This window comes from Metabacillus sp. Hm71 (genome assembly GCF_051842955.2).
Lineage (GTDB): Bacteria > Bacillota > Bacilli > Bacillales > Bacillaceae > Metabacillus.
Window position 1 is genome coordinate 3,856,127 of record NZ_CM200278.1, and the last position, 18,077, is coordinate 3,874,203.

The 18,077-nt window shown below is 39.4% G+C and carries 16 protein-coding genes; 1 reads left to right on the forward strand and 15 read right to left on the reverse strand.

All coding sequences use genetic code 11. The features are described from left to right. Positions 1–135 precede the first annotated feature (135 nt). Positions 136–228, forward strand: coding sequence for a stressosome-associated protein Prli42 (gene prli42, locus ACSVDH_RS19085; protein ID WP_299088131.1), 93 nt, complete (start codon positions 136–138; stop codon positions 226–228). A gap of 172 nt (positions 229–400) precedes the next feature. Here prli42 and ACSVDH_RS19090 read toward each other — a convergent pair whose 3' ends face one another. From ACSVDH_RS19090 to yqiS, 15 genes are all read right to left on the reverse strand, one after another. Then, entirely contained in the window at positions 401–1,354 is a 954-nt protein-coding gene (locus ACSVDH_RS19090; protein WP_439250245.1) for an aromatic acid exporter family protein, read from the reverse strand. 154 nt (positions 1,355–1,508) lie between these two features. Then, positions 1,509–2,231, reverse strand: coding sequence for an amino acid ABC transporter ATP-binding protein (locus ACSVDH_RS19095; protein WP_299088126.1), 723 nt, complete (start codon positions 2,229–2,231; stop codon positions 1,509–1,511). Next, entirely contained in the window at positions 2,224–2,883 is a 660-nt protein-coding gene (locus ACSVDH_RS19100) for an amino acid ABC transporter permease (RefSeq protein ID WP_299088125.1), read from the reverse strand. The genes ACSVDH_RS19095 and ACSVDH_RS19100 overlap by 8 nt, the downstream gene beginning before the upstream one ends. Positions 2,884–2,984: 101 nt before the next feature. Then, positions 2,985–3,779: a transporter substrate-binding domain-containing protein gene (locus ACSVDH_RS19105; protein ID WP_439250244.1), complete on the reverse strand. Its 795-nt coding sequence runs from the start codon at positions 3,777–3,779 to the stop codon at positions 2,985–2,987. Between the two features lie 226 nt (positions 3,780–4,005). Continuing rightward, entirely contained in the window at positions 4,006–4,443 is a 438-nt protein-coding gene (locus tag ACSVDH_RS19110) for a BrxA/BrxB family bacilliredoxin (RefSeq protein WP_299088123.1), read from the reverse strand. Between the two features lie 77 nt (positions 4,444–4,520). Then, complete coding sequence (meaB, locus tag ACSVDH_RS19115) at positions 4,521–5,525, reverse strand: methylmalonyl Co-A mutase-associated GTPase MeaB (RefSeq protein ID WP_439250243.1); 1,005 nt, start codon at positions 5,523–5,525, stop codon at positions 4,521–4,523. After that, complete coding sequence (gene scpA, locus ACSVDH_RS19120) at positions 5,522–7,627, reverse strand: methylmalonyl-CoA mutase (RefSeq protein ID WP_299088367.1); 2,106 nt, start codon at positions 7,625–7,627, stop codon at positions 5,522–5,524. The genes meaB and scpA overlap by 4 nt, the downstream gene beginning before the upstream one ends. Positions 7,628–7,665: 38 nt before the next feature. After that, positions 7,666–9,564, reverse strand: a complete 1,899-nt coding sequence (locus tag ACSVDH_RS19125) for a methylmalonyl-CoA mutase family protein (RefSeq protein WP_439250242.1) — start codon at positions 9,562–9,564, stop codon at positions 7,666–7,668. Between the two features lie 401 nt (positions 9,565–9,965). Beyond that, positions 9,966–11,240, reverse strand: a complete 1,275-nt coding sequence (locus tag ACSVDH_RS19130) for a dihydrolipoamide acetyltransferase family protein (RefSeq protein WP_439250240.1) — start codon at positions 11,238–11,240, stop codon at positions 9,966–9,968. A 65-nt stretch (positions 11,241–11,305) separates the two neighbouring features. After that, positions 11,306–12,289, reverse strand: a complete 984-nt coding sequence (locus ACSVDH_RS19135; protein WP_439250239.1) for an alpha-ketoacid dehydrogenase subunit beta — start codon at positions 12,287–12,289, stop codon at positions 11,306–11,308. 12 nt (positions 12,290–12,301) lie between these two features. Then, on the reverse strand, positions 12,302–13,294 hold the full coding sequence (locus tag ACSVDH_RS19140; protein WP_439250238.1) for a thiamine pyrophosphate-dependent dehydrogenase E1 component subunit alpha: 993 nt from the start codon (positions 13,292–13,294) through the stop codon (positions 12,302–12,304). A gap of 14 nt (positions 13,295–13,308) precedes the next feature. Further along, entirely contained in the window at positions 13,309–14,730 is a 1,422-nt protein-coding gene (lpdA, locus tag ACSVDH_RS19145; protein ID WP_439250237.1) for a dihydrolipoyl dehydrogenase, read from the reverse strand. A gap of 38 nt (positions 14,731–14,768) precedes the next feature. Next, a complete protein-coding gene (buk, locus tag ACSVDH_RS19150) occupies positions 14,769–15,884 on the reverse strand; it encodes a butyrate kinase (RefSeq protein ID WP_439250236.1) in 1,116 nt (371 codons plus the stop codon). A gap of 139 nt (positions 15,885–16,023) precedes the next feature. Then, complete coding sequence (gene bcd / locus ACSVDH_RS19155) at positions 16,024–17,118, reverse strand: branched-chain amino acid dehydrogenase (RefSeq protein WP_439250235.1); 1,095 nt, start codon at positions 17,116–17,118, stop codon at positions 16,024–16,026. Positions 17,119–17,141: 23 nt separating this feature from the next. Next, positions 17,142–18,038 carry a phosphate butyryltransferase gene (yqiS, locus tag ACSVDH_RS19160; protein WP_439250234.1) on the reverse strand — a complete coding sequence of 299 codons (897 nt, stop codon included), beginning with the start codon at positions 18,036–18,038 and terminating at the stop codon, positions 17,142–17,144. Positions 18,039–18,077 lie beyond the last annotated feature (39 nt).

Genomic DNA, 18,077 nt, shown 5'->3' on the forward strand with positions numbered 1-18,077 from the left:
ATATAATAAACTTTCTCTCTTTTTACATGAAACTCCTGCAAGTTTATCAAATTTCTTTTGGAATTTATTCTTTTCTGAAGGTGTTGTCCAATTTGTCCATTCACGTTAAAATAATAGGACAAGGAGTGAGAATAAATGTCTCGTAAAACACAAAAATTCGTCGTTTATTTAATGATAGGGATTATGCTTGTTACAACCATTCTTACTGGCGTGGCAGCTTGGTTTTAAATATTTTTTGTAATGATTTATGCCTGGGACTGAAATCAACAGGCAAGTTTTACAGAAAAAATAAAAAGAGGCAGTTCAAAGCACATTGTCTGATCCTACCTAGCTCTAACACTGTAAGTCTTGGTATTTAGAGCTGGACGTAAATTGAACTGACTCTTTTTGCTTAACTTCTTTATCGATCCATTCCTTTAAATTGACTTTTTATAATTAAATAACTTTCCATTTCCCTTATAAAATGAAGCAGTGCTGCCCTAACTTCGAACTCTTCCCTCGTTTGCGGCAATTCCATATTTTCAAATGACTGTTTCATTTCAATTAATTGTACTAAAAATCTATGTGCCGTATTTCCAGGATGGATATGTATACGCAAATCATGAATAAAATCTGCAATCATTTTGCTTTGTTCTACAGATGTATGTATCGAGGTAATCAATGGAATAATTCGTTCGATAATTTCAAATTGTTTTTCTCTCATTTTAAAATAGTGATAATAGGTATTTTGATGTCGTAAGAAATGATTTTCAACCTCACGAAATGCCATTGTCTTTGCTTGATTAATTAATTCCGCTGTTTTGATGATTTCACTTCCATCCCATTTTCGGTCACTTTCAATCAAATACAATTCAATTTCGCGAAAAATAATCGAGAGATTTTCTTCAATTTGCTTTTGATAATTTTTCAGTTTTACTTCCATACTTGGCATATAAATGTTCATTATTAATGCTACACCAATTCCGATGATAATTAATAAAAATTCATTCCATATTAATGACCATGTAATCCTGCCTGCATTATATAAATGAAAAATAATGACTGTACTTGTCACGATCCCCTCTGTTACCTTCACAAATACTGTTGTCGGTATAAACACCAATAGCATCAGGCCAATAATGATAGGGTGATACATGAGCCCTTCAAAAAAAAGAAAGGAATAGATCATTGCAATCGTGCAAGCTAGAAGTCTCGCCCAAGAGCTTTTTAGTGATTTTTTCTTTGTAACCTGTATGCAGAGAATGGTAATGATACCTGCGGAAATATAATTTTCAAGCTCCATAAATTGTGCAAGCATAACAGCAATGGTCGTACCAAGTGCTGTTTTTGCTGTCCGGTACCCTATTTTAAACATATGTTTCTCCCCATTAACCTTTAAAATTTCTACCAATTACTACTTAATTTAACATAACCGCAGTAATATCTAAGCTTTATAATAAAAATAGTTTAACACTAAAAGATAGTAAAAACGAAAAAAGATGATCGATTTGACCACCTTTTCTTTGTCCTTATAACATTTTTTCTAAGAATACTTTTGCACGTTCCGTTTTCGGATTTGTAAAAAATTCAGCTGGTGCAGCATCCTCAACAAGCTTACCTCCATCAAGGAAAAGCACGCGATCTGCTACCTCTTTTGCAAAGCCCATTTCATGTGTTACAATGGCCATCGTCATTCCCGTTTGTGCTAAGTCCTTCATGACCTCAAGCACCTCTTTTACCATTTCAGGATCAAGTGCTGAAGTAGGCTCATCAAACAAGATGGCTTCCGGGTTCATGGCAAGTGCACGTGCGATCGCCACCCGTTGTTTTTGTCCGCCTGATAAACGATTTGGGTATTCCGATGCCTTTTCAAGTAGACCTACCTTTTTTAATAGGTTTTTTCCGTTTTCCTCTGCTTCTTGCTTGGACTGCCCTCTGACAGTCATTGGCGCATATGTTAAGTTATCAAGAACCGTTTTATGAGGAAATAAATGAAAGTGCTGGAAAACCATTCCGACATTTTGACGCACCTTAGCGATATCAACCTTGGGATTCGTAACTTCCTGCTCTTTAATCCACACTTTCCCCTTTGTAGGCGTTTCAAGTAAATTCAAGCATCGTAAAAAAGTGGACTTACCCGATCCCGAAGGTCCGATAATCGCAATTACCTCACCAGAAGCAATCGTTGTAGAAATTCCTTTTAATACTTCAAGTTTTCCGTAAGATTTATGCAAATTCTCAACCTTAATCACTGCGTCTCATTCTCCCTTCAATGCCTTTACCAAGGAGTGTCAATACCATCACTAATAGATAGTAAATAAGACCGGCAAATAATAAAGGGGCAAAATAATTATATGAATCTGCCCCAACTTGATAGGCACGTCTCATAATGTCTTGTACACCAATCACGGTTACAATCGCTGATTCTTTTGTTAACGTAATGAATTCATTCATTAATGCTGGCAAAATATTTTTAAAAGCCTGAGGCAGAATAATATCCTTCATCATCTTTGAATAAGGAATTCCTAATGCCATTGAAGCCTCTTGCTGTCCTTTATCAATTGCATTAATACCAGCGCGAATAATTTCAGAAATATATGCTCCGGAATTCAATGTAAACGCAGCAACAGCTGCAGGGTATGGATCGATCGGGAAACCTAAAATTTGTGGTAACCCAAAATAAATGATAAGCAATTGCAGCACCAATGGTGTTCCTCTAAAAATAGACGTATAAGCATCTGCAAACCACATTAATGGTTTGATTCTACTGATTTTGAATAGTGCCAAAATAATTCCCCATACAAAACCAAGTAACAAGGAAAGTAACACAATTTGTAACGTGACCCAAATTCCTTCCAAAATAAATGGCAAGGATGGGACGATCGAGGAAAAGTTTATATCCATGTTTTCTAATTCCTTTCAATCTGATCTTAACCTATATTCATAAAAAAGGGCCGACACTATAAGTAGCTGTCAGACCCATATAATTTTTAAAAGTAGCTTTCTTATTCTTCGCCGCCAAACCATTTTGCAACTAATTGATCAAGCTCGCCATTTTCTTTCATTTCATTTAGAGCATCATTAAATTCTTTTGTATATGCACTATTTTTTTGAAAAGCAATCGCAGATCCTGCCTCTTCCTCTGATTCCATGGTAAAGCCAGTTAGGTCTTTATCTTTTTCAGTATATCCATTGGCAACTAAATCCTCGATGATCGCTGCATCGATACGACCTGATTTTAATTCCTGAATTAAATCAGAGATTTTATTACGGTTCTCAATTTTTACATTTACTTTTTCTGAAATTTCCTTTGCTTTATCTTCCTGAATAGAGCCTAATTGAACACCAATTGTTTTTCCATCAAGCTCTTCGATTGATTTTATTTCGTTATCTTTTAACGAAACAATCATGTGATTAGCTGTATAATAAACATCTGAAAAATCAACATTCTCCGCACGTTCAGGTGTTGGAGTCATCCCTGATAATACTAAATCAATTTGTTTTGCCTGAAGGGCAGGGATTAAACTATTAAAATCCATATCCTGAATTTCAAGCTCATACCCTGTTTTTTCTGCTAACGCCTTCGCAAGATCGATATCAAAACCAATAATGTCGCTGCCTTGTGCCGTATCAATATATTCAAATGGCGGATAATCAGCTGATGTAGCCATTTTTAATACTTTTTTGTCAGCATTGCCAGCACCTGAAGTTGAGTTCTCAGCTTCATTTGCGTTTGTACCGCATGCTGCTAATAAACCAATGATGAATAAACTTATCATGAGCAATGATAATTTTTTCATAATAATTTCCTCCTATAATATCTTCATAATATTTATATCTGCTTTTAGTGTTCACTCATTAATATTTAATCAATACTCTGTATTTTAACATAGGTTTATAAATATGCAATCATTATTCATAAAGATGTAATTATAAAAATATTAAGTCAATTCATTTTTTCAGAATATTTTTATTAATAGATAAAAAAAGACAAGCTCATTGACGAGCCTGCCTCATTTTTTGTTCTTAAACTTCTTCACAATATTCATCAAACGCTGCTTGGAGCTTTGCAACGACTGACATTGGATCATGGCCTTCAATTTCATGACGTTCAACCATTGTCATGAGCTTACCATCTTTTAGCAAAGCAAAAGATGGAGATGATGGCGGGTATCCGGTAAACTTTTCTCTTGCCCGTGCAGTTGCATCCTTATCCTGCCCGGCGAAAACCGTTACAAGATTGTCTGGACGTTTATCATAATGAATGGCATGGGCTGCAGCTGGTCTGGCAATTCCGCCTGCACATCCGCAAACACTGTTTACCATAACAAGTGTTGTCCCTTTACGATCAAGAACTTCATCAACCTCTTCAGGCGTCTTAAGCTCGGTATACCCAGCAGCAACAATTTCCTTGCGAGCCTGTTGTACGATATCATTCATAAACAAATTAAAATCCATACTCAATGAAAACCTCTCCTTTATCGATCAATACTGCTATTTTACCAAGTTAGCTACGAAATGGGCAAATGGATCGCTCGGTCTTATTCTTTAATAAACAACGCCAATAATTCCAAAGCACTTGCCGTAACACTTTTTTCTCCATTCATGACAGCTTTTTCAAAATAAGTAAGCTGCTGGCTGACTTTTGCATGATGATAAAACTGCTGATAAAGATCATGCTTTACAAGCTCATGCAGCCAATTTCGTTGTTGCTCCCTTCTTCTTTTATAGAACAATTCACTATCTTTTGTGTATTCCATAAAATCATGAATAATCTGGACAATTTCCTCAATCCCTATTTCCTGTAGTGCAGAGGCTGTAACAGCTCTTGTTGACCAGCCGGCAGTAAACGGCTTTAAAAAATGAAGAATCGTGTTATATTCCTGCTTCGCTTTCTTTGCTTTTCTCAAATTGTCACCATCAGCTTTATTAACAACAACTAAGTCAGGCAATTCCATTATTCCCTTTTTCATCGTTTGCAGCTCATCACCGGCACCTGTTAATACAAGCAGCATAAAAAAATCCACCATATCGCGAACAACAAATTCCCCTTGGCCAACTCCCATTGTCTCTACTATGATTACATCATAGCCAGCTGCTTCACATAAAGTAATTGTTTCTCGTGTCTTACGATTTACCCCGCCAAGGTTTCCTCCAGAAGGTGACGGTCTAATAAATGCCCGGGGATTTCTTGCCAAGCGCTCCATCCTTGTTTTATCTCCCATAATGCTCCCTCTTGATACCTTGCTGCTTGGATCAACCGCAAGCACAGCGACACGATAGCCCTGATTGCATAAGTAAGTTCCAATCGAGTCGATAAATGTGCTTTTTCCTGCTCCCGGAACCCCTGTTATTCCAATTCTAATCGAAGAACTTTGCGTTTGTAGGAGCGCCTCGATAATTTGCTGGGCTTTATCAAAATGACGTTTCGCATTACTCTCAACCATTGTAATGGCTTGTGCCAGAACGACACGGTTACCCTTTAAGATCCCTTCAATATAATAGGAAACATCTCTTTCTTCTTTTTTCCGATTGTATTTTGTCATTCCGCGCTTTCCTCATAACCTAATTGTTCAAGGATCCTATCTAAAACCTTCATGGCTGCAACTGGAATGACCGTACCGGGACCGAATATTTCCGCAGCACCACTTGCTTTAAGCTCTTCATAATCCTGAAATGGGATGACACCGCCGACAATCACTAGAATGTCTTCTCTTCCCAGCAATTTTAATTCACTTATGAGCTCGGGGAGCAATGTTTTATGTCCTGCAGCTAATGAGCTCATACCGACTACATGGACATCATTCTCAACAGCTTGTGCCGCCGTTTCTGCAGGTGTTTGAAAAAGTGGACCAATGTCAACATCAAATCCCAAATCAGCAAATGCAGATGCAATCACCTTAGCGCCGCGATCATGTCCATCCTGCCCCATTTTGGCAATTAAAATTCTTGGACGTCTGCCTTCGAGCTCATAAAACTGATCCGTCTTTGTTCTAACTTCATTTATTTGTTCTTCATTTGAGAACTCAGAGCTATAGACACCGCTAATCGATCGAATCATTGCTTGATGACGCTTGCTAACCTTTTCAATCGCGAAAGAAATTTCTCCTAATGTCGCACGTACCCGAGCTGCCTCCACTGCTAATGCCAATAAATTTCCTTCCCCATTTGCCGCTGCCTTTGTAATGGCTTGCAACGCTTTATTCACAAGGTCTTCATTCCGATTCGCTTTTACTTCTTTAAGTCTTTCGATTTGTTTTTTTCTTACCTCAGTATTGTCGATCGTCAAAATATCGAGGGAATCCTCTTCATCAAGCTTGAATGTATTTACCCCAATAATCGGTTCTTTTCCTGAATCAATCTTTGCTTGTCTTCTCGCTGCCGCTTCTTCAATTTTCATTTTCGGAAGTCCTGTTTCAATTGCCTTTGTCATTCCGCCTAGTTCCTCAATCTCCTTAAGGTGTTCTTTGGCTCGTTCTATTAAAGAATTCGTTAGCGATTCTACATAATAGGATCCGCCCCACGGATCAATCACCTGACAAATCCCTGTCTCATGCTGTAAATAAAGTTGAGTATTTCGGGCGATTCTTGCTGAAAAGTCCGTTGGTAATGCAATTGCTTCATCCAATGCATTCGTATGAAGTGACTGGGTATGACCCATTGCTGCTGCATGCGCCTCAATACAAGTACGAACGACATTGTTATAAGGATCCTGTTCCGTTAGACTCCAGCCTGATGTTTGCGAGTGGGTTCGCAATGCAAGTGATTTTGGGTTTTTAGGTTCAAATTGTTTTACAATAGTTGACCATAAAAATCTGGCTGCCCTCATTTTGGCAACTTCCATAAAATAATTCATGCCAACTGCCCAAAAAAACGATAAACGAGGGGCAAATTGATCAATATCCAGACCTGCCTTCAATCCTGTACGAATATATTCAAGGCCATCTGCCAATGTATAGGCCAATTCAAGATCTGCAGGTGCTCCAGCCTCCTGCAGATGATAGCCGGAAATACTGATGCTGTTAAATTTCGGCATATTCCTTGCTGTGTATTCGAAAATATCGCCAATAATTCTCATAGATGTCTCAGGTGGATAAATATACGTATTACGAACGATATATTCCTTTAAAATATCATTTTGAATAGTACCTGCCAGCTTTTCCTTCGATACTCCCTGCTCCTCGGCTGTAACAATATAAAAGGCCATAATTGGCAAGACAGCACCGTTCATTGTCATCGATACGGACATCTCATCTAATGGAATCCCCTCGAATAACCGCTTCATATCTAAAACGGAATCAATCGCGACTCCTGCTTTGCCTACATCGCCAACTACCCTGGGATGGTCTGAATCATAGCCGCGATGAGTTGCCAAATCAAACGCAACAGATAATCCCTTTTGTCCCATTTCTAAATTCCGGCGATAAAAAGCATTGCTCTCTTCAGCAGTTGAAAATCCCGCATACTGTCTAATTGTCCATGGTCGGTTCACATACATAGTGGCATATGGGCCGCGCAAATAAGGCTGAATACCTGGAAAAGAATCAAGATGTTCAATTTTTTCAATATCTTGTTCGCAATAAACATTTTTAACCTTTATTTGCTCATATGTCGTAAAAAATGATGGGGAAGCTGCCTCTACATTCATTTTTTTTAGCAGCGGTGCACCTGAAATCGTTCGGCGTTTCATCTCTCACTCACCCCTATTAATTGATGCAATGTTACTAAAAACTCATATGCATTCATATTCGCTGTGATCGAATCAGAAATCTCATATTGTTTGATTAAAGTTTCATGACCTTTTCCGACGATAAATAACCATACTTGATCGTTAGCTGCTTTTAACTTGTTAATGAAGAGGGGATCAATACATTCATAATCCTCATCTTTCCCACAAAAAATCATGATATTTCCCTTAATAGTGGCTAAATCACTTTCACTTGAAACGACATCTATTTGCAAACCGCCAGAGGCAAGGAGACCGGTAAGAAAATCAAGTCGCGGCTTATAATCTTTTAATCTTCCAAATACCATAACCGTCACAGTAGGTTTAAACCCGTGTAGCTGCTCAAAAGCTTCTGAATGAAACCTAAGCTGCTCATAATGCTCAGCAAGGCGTAAGATGGTTAGCGGTTGAATGTGATGCAATTCTTGTTCATCTTTCGCCTGAGACGTTATTGAATCATTTAACGTTTTCCATGCTTCGACAAAAGAAGGAAAATCTATGACTGATTGATTTTTTAAGCTATCATTCTTTACTTGCCGTTTATCTAGAGCTTTATCTTCAAGGTTTGCGAAAGCATTGATTCCAATGATCTTTGTTTTTTGCTTATTAACATCCAGTATCCTCGTTTCAGCTATCTTCTTCAATTCTTTTTGCGGGGTTCCTTTTGTTAATAAGCTAAGAAAGCCTCCGTTTTCATCTATATCAACGATTTCCTTCCAAGCCTTTTCGGCAAGCTCACTTGTTAACGCCTCAACATAGTAAGCCCCTGCTGCAGGATCTACCACTCTAGAAATCAAGCTTTCTTCCTTTAAGATAAATTGTGTATTTCTGGCGATTCTTTCTGCCAAACCTCCTGCCTCAACAAAAACCGAATCAAATGGAAGAATTGTTAACTCGTCTACTCCAGCAGCAGCCGCTGCAAAACCTTCAGTTGTTGTTCTTAGAAGATTAACATGTACATCATAGGCAGCTTTATTGAATAAAGAGGTGACCGCATGGAGATACATGCTCGGTGAGGCTTCATCTCCACCTAATGCGTGAAGCAGTGATGCCCATATTTGCTTTGCTGCACGCAGTTTAGCAATCTCCATAAAAAAATGCGAGCCTACCGCAAAGGTGAAAGTTATACTTTTTGCAATCGTAGTAATAGATAACCCTCGATTGAGCAGCTCATTGATTACATCTAATGCGTGTGAGAAGGTGTATACCAACTCTTGAATTGAATGGCCTCCTGCTTCATGGTACAGATTTCCCTTGATTAGGATCGTACGAATACTGGATTGATTTTTCTGGCACCACTTTATACAATCTGCCAGAAAATCATATTGTGTGCTTAAAGCGATGGAATTTTTCCCTTTTAACAGTATGCTTTCGTATGGATCAAAACCTAGTAAACCTTTGACAACTTTAACGTTCTGAGACTCTTTAAGGTAGTGAAGAAAGCTTGGGATAAACTCAAGCTTTTCACCTACATCAAAAAAGATTGAATCCTGCTCCCAGTCAAGATGTTGAAAAGCAGCGGCAATATCCTGCTTATTGTCTAAAAAACTAAAATTTTTCAGATAAAATGAATCCTGTCCCCTTACCTTTGCATATTTTATCCTCTCAGATAATGTCTGATGATCATTCCCAAGAAGGACCTGACTAACTCTCCATTCGTTATGTTTGCGGTACCCTCTGATAGATGTTTGTGTATCTATTTTGATATCTTCTTTTACATATAAAGGCTTTAATGTAATCCCTTCATATGTAGGTGAATAAAGACTTTCAATCCCCTTACCTTTTAATGCTTTTTCTGCCTCGGCTTTCCAAGCATTCCATTTTCCCTTTGTCTGTGCCGTACCTTGCCCATCTCCCATGAGTTGCTTCCTTCTCGGAAGCTCACCCCCTTGTCGATTGTCATGATCCTAACTTCTACTATCGTATCTTTCATGTTCATTCATAAGAATACGTTTACATTTTTTAAATTAACTTTCGAACATAGGATGTAAACAGGATTACAACATAATTCTATAATTTTATTTTATTATAATTTTTCCCTATCATCAATCAGCAGCCGGTATATAAAGCCATGGCACCAGATGATTAGAAAAACTTGGCTTGTCGCCAAGTCCTAATGGCGAAAGCCTTAGTTTTTCTTATACTATCATCCATTAAATTTTTATACTTTCTGATAGCATAAAACGAAAAGGGCTGTCTACAAGGACCGCCCCCATACACAACGGGGGACTGTCACCGAATTTAGACAGCCCTTCTTTATTTAAAAAATTGATGTTGTTTCCTTTGAAGTATTTTCTAAAATTTCTTTTAAACGTGCTAAAAAGCGGCCGCAAATTAACCCGTCTAACACTCTGTGGTCAAGTGACAGGCACAAATTCATCATATCTCGTACAGCTATCATTCCATCGATTATTACTGGACGTTTAACAATCGATTCTACTTGCAAGATGGCCGCTTGTGGGTAATTAATGATTCCCATCGATTGAACTGATCCAAACGAACCTGTATTGTTTACAGTAAATGTTCCGCCCTGCATATCATTAGATGTGAGCTTACCATTGCGAGCTTTTACAGCTAAATCCGTGATTTCTCTGGCGATTCCTTTAATTGATTTTTCATCAGCTGCCTTTATCACTGGAACAAATAAGGAATCCTCTTTTGCTACCGCAATCGAAATATTGATTTCTTTCTTTTGAATGATTTTATCTCCAGCCCATGTTGAATTTAGTTGCGGAAATTCTTTCAACGCTTGTGCTGCAGCCTTAACAAAAAAGGCAAAAAAGGTTAAGTTAAAGCCCTCTTTTTGTTTAAATTCATCTTTTATGGCGTTGCGGTATCCAACAAGATTTGTTACATCTACCTCGATCATCATCCAGGCATGTGGCACCTCATGTTTTGAGCGAACCATATTTGCAGCAATTGCTTTACGAACTCCAGAAATCGGGATTTCAATGTCACCTGGTGCAGCAGGAATAGATCTTTGCACTTGTTCTTGAGTTGACTGTGCTGATTCATCAGATTGCTTTCTTGAAATCTCCTCCTGTTTAACATCGCTTGCTTTTGGAATCATCTCGCTTTCGATAAGCTTTATTAAATCTTTTCTTGTAATTCGTCCGCCAGCACCTGTACCGTTTACTTGCTCTAAATCGATCTCATGCTCCTGTGCAAGTCGGAGCACGGCTGGGGAATAGCGCTTTTTGTTTGCTTGCTCCACCTGTATTTCTACTTGCGTTTCAGCTATTGCCTTTAAATCGCTTTTCGCTGCATCTTTCGCGTCTATATCTGCTTCAGTTCCTTCTACTTCAATAGTACAAATGACTTCGCCTACTGCCAATGTTGCCCCTTCCTCAGCAATAATTTCTTTGATAACACCGCTATAGGAGGAGGGAACTTCTGCATTCACTTTATCTGTCATAACTTCTGCAAGCGGGTCATATTTATTTACTTTATCCCCTGGAGAAACAAGCCAACTACTAATCGTACCTTCTGTTACACTTTCACCTAACTGAGGCATTTTTATTTGTTCTATTGCCACTACTGAAACCTCCTTGGGTAAGGCTAATCTAATCATTCATGATTCTCTATAAGAATGTTAATCAATTAGAATTCTGCAAGCTTGCGCATTGCTTCTTCCACTTTATCCGGATTAATCATAAAGTATTTTTCCATCGTTGGCGCGTATGGCATAGCTGGTACATCTGGCCCTGCTAACCGCATAATTGGCGCATCTAAATCAAACAAACAATTCTCTGCAATTATCGCTGATACTTCACTAATAATACTGCCTTCTTTGTTGTCCTCAGTAATGAGCAATACTTTGCCAGTTTTGGAGGCAGCCTCAATGATTGCCTCTTTATCTAAAGGGTAAACTGTTCGTAAATCTAATACATGGGCAGAGATTCCGTCAGCAGCTAGTCGTTCAGCTGCTTGCAGGGCGAAATGCACGCACAATCCGTAAGTGATGACAGTCAAATCCTCCCCCTCACGTTTTACATCAGCTTTTCCAATCGGAAGAACATACTCTTCCTCAGGAACTTCTCCTTTTATTAAACGATAGGCCCGTTTATGTTCAAAAAATAAAACAGGATCATCATCACGTATCGCCGCTTTTAACAGCCCTTTTGCATCATAAGGTGTCGAAGGAATAACAATTTTTAAGCCCGGTTGATTGGCAAAAACCGCTTCTACCGATTGCGAGTGATAAAGAGCACCATGAACCCCGCCTCCAAATGGGGCGCGGATCGTTATAGGACAATGCCAATCGTTATTCGAGCGATAGCGAATTCTTGCAGCCTCTGAAATAATTTGGTTCACTGCCGGCATAATAAAATCAGCAAATTGCATTTCAGCTATCGGCCTCATTCCATACATGGCAGCACCAATTCCAACTCCTGCAATAGCAGATTCAGCCAGCGGTGTATCCATTACCCGTTCCTCGCCAAACTTATCATACAAACCTGCTGTCGCTTTAAAGACTCCGCCTTTTTTTCCAACATCCTCTCCGAGCACAAAAACCTTTTCGTCACGCTCCATCTCTTCCCGCATCGCCATTGTAATGGCATCTATATATGAAATAACGGCCATGTTTTTTCCCCCTTACTCTGCATATACATGCTTTAACGCATGTTCTGGAACCGCATATGGAGCAGCTTCAGCATACTCTGTTGCTTCATCTACTACTTTCATAATGTTAGCGAACATTTCATTTTCTATATCATCTGTTAACACACCAACCTCTTTTAGATAGTTGGCAAATGTCTTAATCGGATCATTTTTCTTCGCTTCAGCTACTTCATCCTGTTCCCGGTAACTGCGATCGTCATCATCACTTGAGTGCGGTGTTAAGCGGTATGATATTGTTTCAATTAGAGTTGGACCTTCACCGCGGCGCCCGCGGTCAGCAGCCTGTTTGACTGCAGCATAAACCTCAAGTGGGCAATTGCCATCTACCGTTACTCCAGGCATACCATAGCCAATTGCTCTATCCGAAATTTTTTCACAGGCAACCTGTTTGTTATAAGGGACAGAGATTGCATATTTATTATTTTCACACATTAATATAACGGGAAGCTTATGAACAGCAGCGAAATTTGCTCCCTCATGAAAATCGCCTTGATTGGATGAACCTTCACCGAACGTTACAAACGTAACTAAATTCTTCTTTTGCATTTTTCCAGCCAAAGCAATTCCTACTGCGTGAGGGACTTGTGTTGTAACTGGAGAAGAACCAGTTACGATCCGGTTTTTCTTTTGACCGAAGTGACCTGGCATCTGTCTTCCGCCTGAGTTGGGATCCTCAGCTTTTGCAAAACCAGATAGCATTAATTCCTTAGCTGTCATACCAAACGTTAAAACAACTCCCATATCCCGGTAATAGGGAAGGACATAATCCTCATTGCGATCTAAAGCAAAAGCTGCCCCAACTTGTGCCGCCTCTTGACCTTGACATGAAATAACAAATGGTATTTTACCAGCACGGTTCAATAACCACATGCGTTCATCAATTTTTCTTGCCATAGCCATTGTTTCATACATCTTTAACACGTCTTGATCAGTAAGACCTAAAACATGATGTCGGTTTTCTGTCATTATATTACCTCCCATTAAAAATGAATCGCCTTTCCATAAACAGCAAGTGCCGCTTCACCAATTGCTTCAGATAATGTCGGATGAGGATGGATGGTATGTGATACTTCCCATGGCGTGGCATCCAATACCCTTGCTAGCCCTGCTTCTGAAATCATGTCGGTGACATGGGGGCCTATCATATGAACACCTAAGAGGTCATCTGTTTCTTCATCCACTACAAGTTTGACGAATCCATCTGCTTCACCAAAGATCAGAGCCTTTCCAATCGCTTTAAATGGAAATTTGCCTATTTTCGTTTTATATCCGTTAGTCTTTGCTTCGTCTTCAGTTAATCCGACACTCGCAATCTCCGGGGAACTGTAAATACATTTTGGTACAAATGTTTCTTCTAATAGAATCGGCTTTTCATTTGCAATATGCTCAACTGCTATTATGCCTTCATGTGAAGCCACATGTGCTAATTGCAAGCCGCCAATAACATCGCCAATTGCGTATATATGTGATTCTTTCGTTTGATAAAATTGATTTGTCGCAATAAAGCCATTCTCTGTTTTTATATCAGTATTTTCCAGCCCGATCCCTTCAACATTGGCTTTCCTTCCAACCGAAAGAAGGATTTTATCGGCTATAAATGATTTTTCTTCTCCTTTATGCTCCGCTCTTATCGAAGCTTGATTTCCTTTTTCAAGCGTTTTAGGCAACACTTTACAGTCAGTTACAATGGTAATGCCTTTTTTCTTCATTAACCGTTCCATCTCTTTAGAAATCTCTATGTCCTCTGTAGGCAAGATTCTCTCTGAGTATTCTAAAACGGTGATCTCCACACCAAAATCTGAAAGCATTGAAGCCCATTCAATGCCAATAACACCACCGCCAACAATTATCATAGATTTTGGCAGACTCGTTAATTCCAATGCTTCATCAGAGGTAAGTACAACCTCTCCATCAATTTCTAGCCCTGGCAGACTTCGCGGCCTTGAACCTGTAGCAATAATGACATTTTTAGGAATAAGCATTTCATTTTCTTCCCCATTGTTCATCTCCACCGAAATCGTTCCGGGCATTGGTGAAAAAATCGATGGTCCTAAAATGCGTCCTGTTCCTTCGTACACATCGATTTTCCCCTTTTTCATGAGCTGTTGTACTCCATTGTGAAGCTGCTCGACAATTCGCGCTTTTCTTTCTTGAACTTTTAAAAAATTCACTGTAACTTCCGAGATTTCTACACCGAACTCTGAGCTTTTCTTCGCTGTTGCAAACACTTCAGCACTTCTAAGAAGTGCTTTACTCGGAATACAGCCTTTATGTAAACATGTTCCGCCAAGCTTCCCTTTTTCCACTACTGCTGTTTTAAGACCAAGCTGGGAGGCACGGATTGCTGCAACATATCCGCCTGTTCCTCCTCCAAGGATAACTAAATCATATTCGGTTGCCATCATATCCCTCCTTTAAAACAAATCCTCTTGGTGGCAAGTTAATTGTTTGTTTTTGTTGCAATTAATTGTTTTGAATTCGGATATTGCTTCGCTTTTTCTTCATTTGTTAACACACGTAATGCTCCTTCAGCGAGTGCCTGCAGCTCATTTTCACCTGGAAATACTAGAACGTCTGCAATCCAATCTATATAGGAGGAAATTTCTTTTACGAATTTTTTTCCATAGGCTAATCCTCCTGTTAACACGATGGCATCGACTTTACCTTTTAATACCGCACTAGCAGAGCCGATTTCTTTTGCAATTTGATATGCCATTGCTGAATATATAAGGGAAGCCTTTTGATCACCAGCTTCAACCATTTTTTCCACCTTGACAGCATCATTTGTTCCTAAATAGCCGACAAGACCGCCTTGCCCGACAATTTTCTTCATCATTTCCTCGCGATAATATTCTCCAGAGTAACACAAAGAAATAAGGTCTCCTGCCGGAACTGTTCCAGCACGTTCAGGACTAAATGGCCCGTCACCATGCAAGCCATTATTTACATCTACAACTCTGCCTCTCTTATGAACGCCAACAGTAATCCCGCCGCCCATATGTGTAATGATCAGGTTCATGTCTTCATATTTCTTATTGAAATCAGAAGAAACGCGCCGGGCAACTGCTTTTTGGTTTAATGCATGAAAAATGCTTCTTCTCTCAATAGCAGGCATTCCTGAGATTTTTGCAATTTCATCCATTTCATCCACTACAACCGGATCAACAATAAATGCAGGTATATTAAGCCCGCTCGCAATTTCATAAGCAATTATCCCACCAAGGTTTGATGCATGCTGACCAGCATAACCGATCCTTAAATCTTCGAGCATTTGCTCATTAACTGTATACGTTCCCCCCTCAATTGGACGAAGCAGACCTCCACGTCCACAAACAGCATTGATTTTTGAAATATTGATTCCTTCTTCATGAAGAGTTTCCAAAATGGCCTGTTTACGGAAGTCATATTGATCAATAATCGTTGGATATGTTTGAAGCTTTTGAACATCATGCCGCAGTGTTTTTTCAAAAATAGAACGCTCGTTATCAAAAACACCTATTTTCGTCGATGTTGACCCAGGGTTAAGAACTAGAATTCGATATTCATTCACTTGCAACGTTTAAACCTCCGTCATCTAAAAAATTATTCACAGTTCGTTCTTTTGGATGTGAAAGGGAAGTTGATCTTGATGTATATAAAGTGAAAATTGGAGTTAAGAGAAAGCATGACTCCTAACCCCAACGGTCAATCAATTATTAGCGACGACTCAAAATATGATGTCCATTTTGTAAAAATTGACTGCGAGAATTTCTCATTCGTGCAATTCGTTCTTCTGCAAGACGGTCAGCTGCTTTATAAGTCGGAATATCATCACGCTTCGCAATGTCAATAACTCGAGATATGTTATTATAAATGCCTTCAACCTTTTTCAGTGCACGTTCACTGTTATATCCATAAAGTTCATCAGCGACATTAATGACACCGCCTGCATTAATGACATAATCTGGAGCATAAACAATACCCATTTCATGAATGATATCACCATGTTTAGCATCTTTTAATTGGTTATTCGCTGCACCAGCAATAACCCTTGCTTTTAATTGCGGGATAGTCACATCATTGATCGTCGCACCAAGCGCACATGGAGCATAAATATCACACTCAACACTATAAATATCATTTGGTTCAACCGCTTTTGCGCCAAAATCCTCTACAGCACGTCTCACTGCTTCTTTATTGATGTCAGTTACAATTAGCTGTGCGCCCTCTTCATGCAAATGTTTACACAAATTGTATGCTACATTGCCAACACCTTGTACTGCAACAACCTTTCCCTCAAGCGAATCTGTTCCGAACGCCTCTTTTGCTGCAGCCTTCATTCCTCGATAAACGCCAAATGCCGTAACAGGTGAAGGATTTCCAGACGATCCAAAAGCAGGGGAAATACCTGTTACATAGTCGGTCTCTTCATGAATTAAATCCATGTCCGCAACCGTTGTTCCGACATCTTCTGCGGTAATATAGCGACCATTTAACCCTTGAATATAGCGGCCAAACGCCCGGAACATTTCTTCATTTTTATCTTTTCGGGGATCACCAATAATAACCGTTTTTCCACCTCCAAGATTTAAACCTGCTGCTGCATTTTTATAAGTCATGCCGCGAGCCAAACGCAAAGCATCTTCGATTGCTTCTTCTTCTGTATCATATGTCCACATACGTGTGCCACCTAAGGCTGGCCCTAACGTAGTATCATGGATCGCGATGATTGCTTTCAGTCCTGACTGTTTATCCTGACAAAATACCAATTGCTCATAATCGTAATTCTCCATATATTGGAATATTTCCATGATGTTGTTTTCCTCCTAATGGTTTACTTTTCAGATGAACAAATCGCTAATGCTAAGGAATAGAGCTTACTTTCGGATGAGTCCGTGCGACTTGTTAACACAATTGGTGCTTTCGCTCCAGCAATGACCGCTCCAACTCTGGCTTTTGCAAAATAAACCAACGATTTATACAAGGCATTTCCTACCTCAATCGTAGGCACGAGCAGTATATCAGCTTGTCCTGCTACCTCACTTTTAATCCCTTTATGCCTCGCAGCGTCAAGTGAAATCGCATTATCAAGCGCTAAAGGTCCGTCAATTACACAATCCTTTATTTGTCCTCTCATATTCATCAATGTTAAGGAAGCAGCGTCGATTGATGCCTGCATCGCAGGGTTTACAACCTCCACTGCGGCAAGGGCAGCAACCTTTGGGATTTCAATGTCAATTGCTTTGGCAATCTCAACAGCATTAACAACAATCTGCTCCTTTTGCTTTAAATCAGGAGCAATATTCATTGCAGCATCAGTTATAAAGACAAATTTTGTAAATTCCGGAACTTCGAAAATGGCCACATGAGACAATATTCTGCCCGTGCGAAGACCATATTCCTTATTTAATACAGCTTTTAGCAAGGTTGCTGTTGGAAGATTACCCTTCATTAGCACAGATGCCTCATTGTGATGAACGGCCCTTACAGCCAGTTCAGCTGCTTGCTCCTTGTTTCTTGCTTGAATGATTTCAATAGAATCTTTACCAATGCCTTTTGAAATGAGGAGATCCACAATTGCTTCTTTTTTACCAAAGAGCATAAATCGAGCGAGATTACGTTTAATCGCTTCAGATACAGCTTCTATAACCTCTTCATCCTCTGCAGAAGCAACCGCTACGACCTTCCCTCTTATTTCAGCTGCTTTATTCAGCAGATTTTCTAACTTCATTTATACCCATTTCCTTCCAAGATGTATTCATCTGCTATT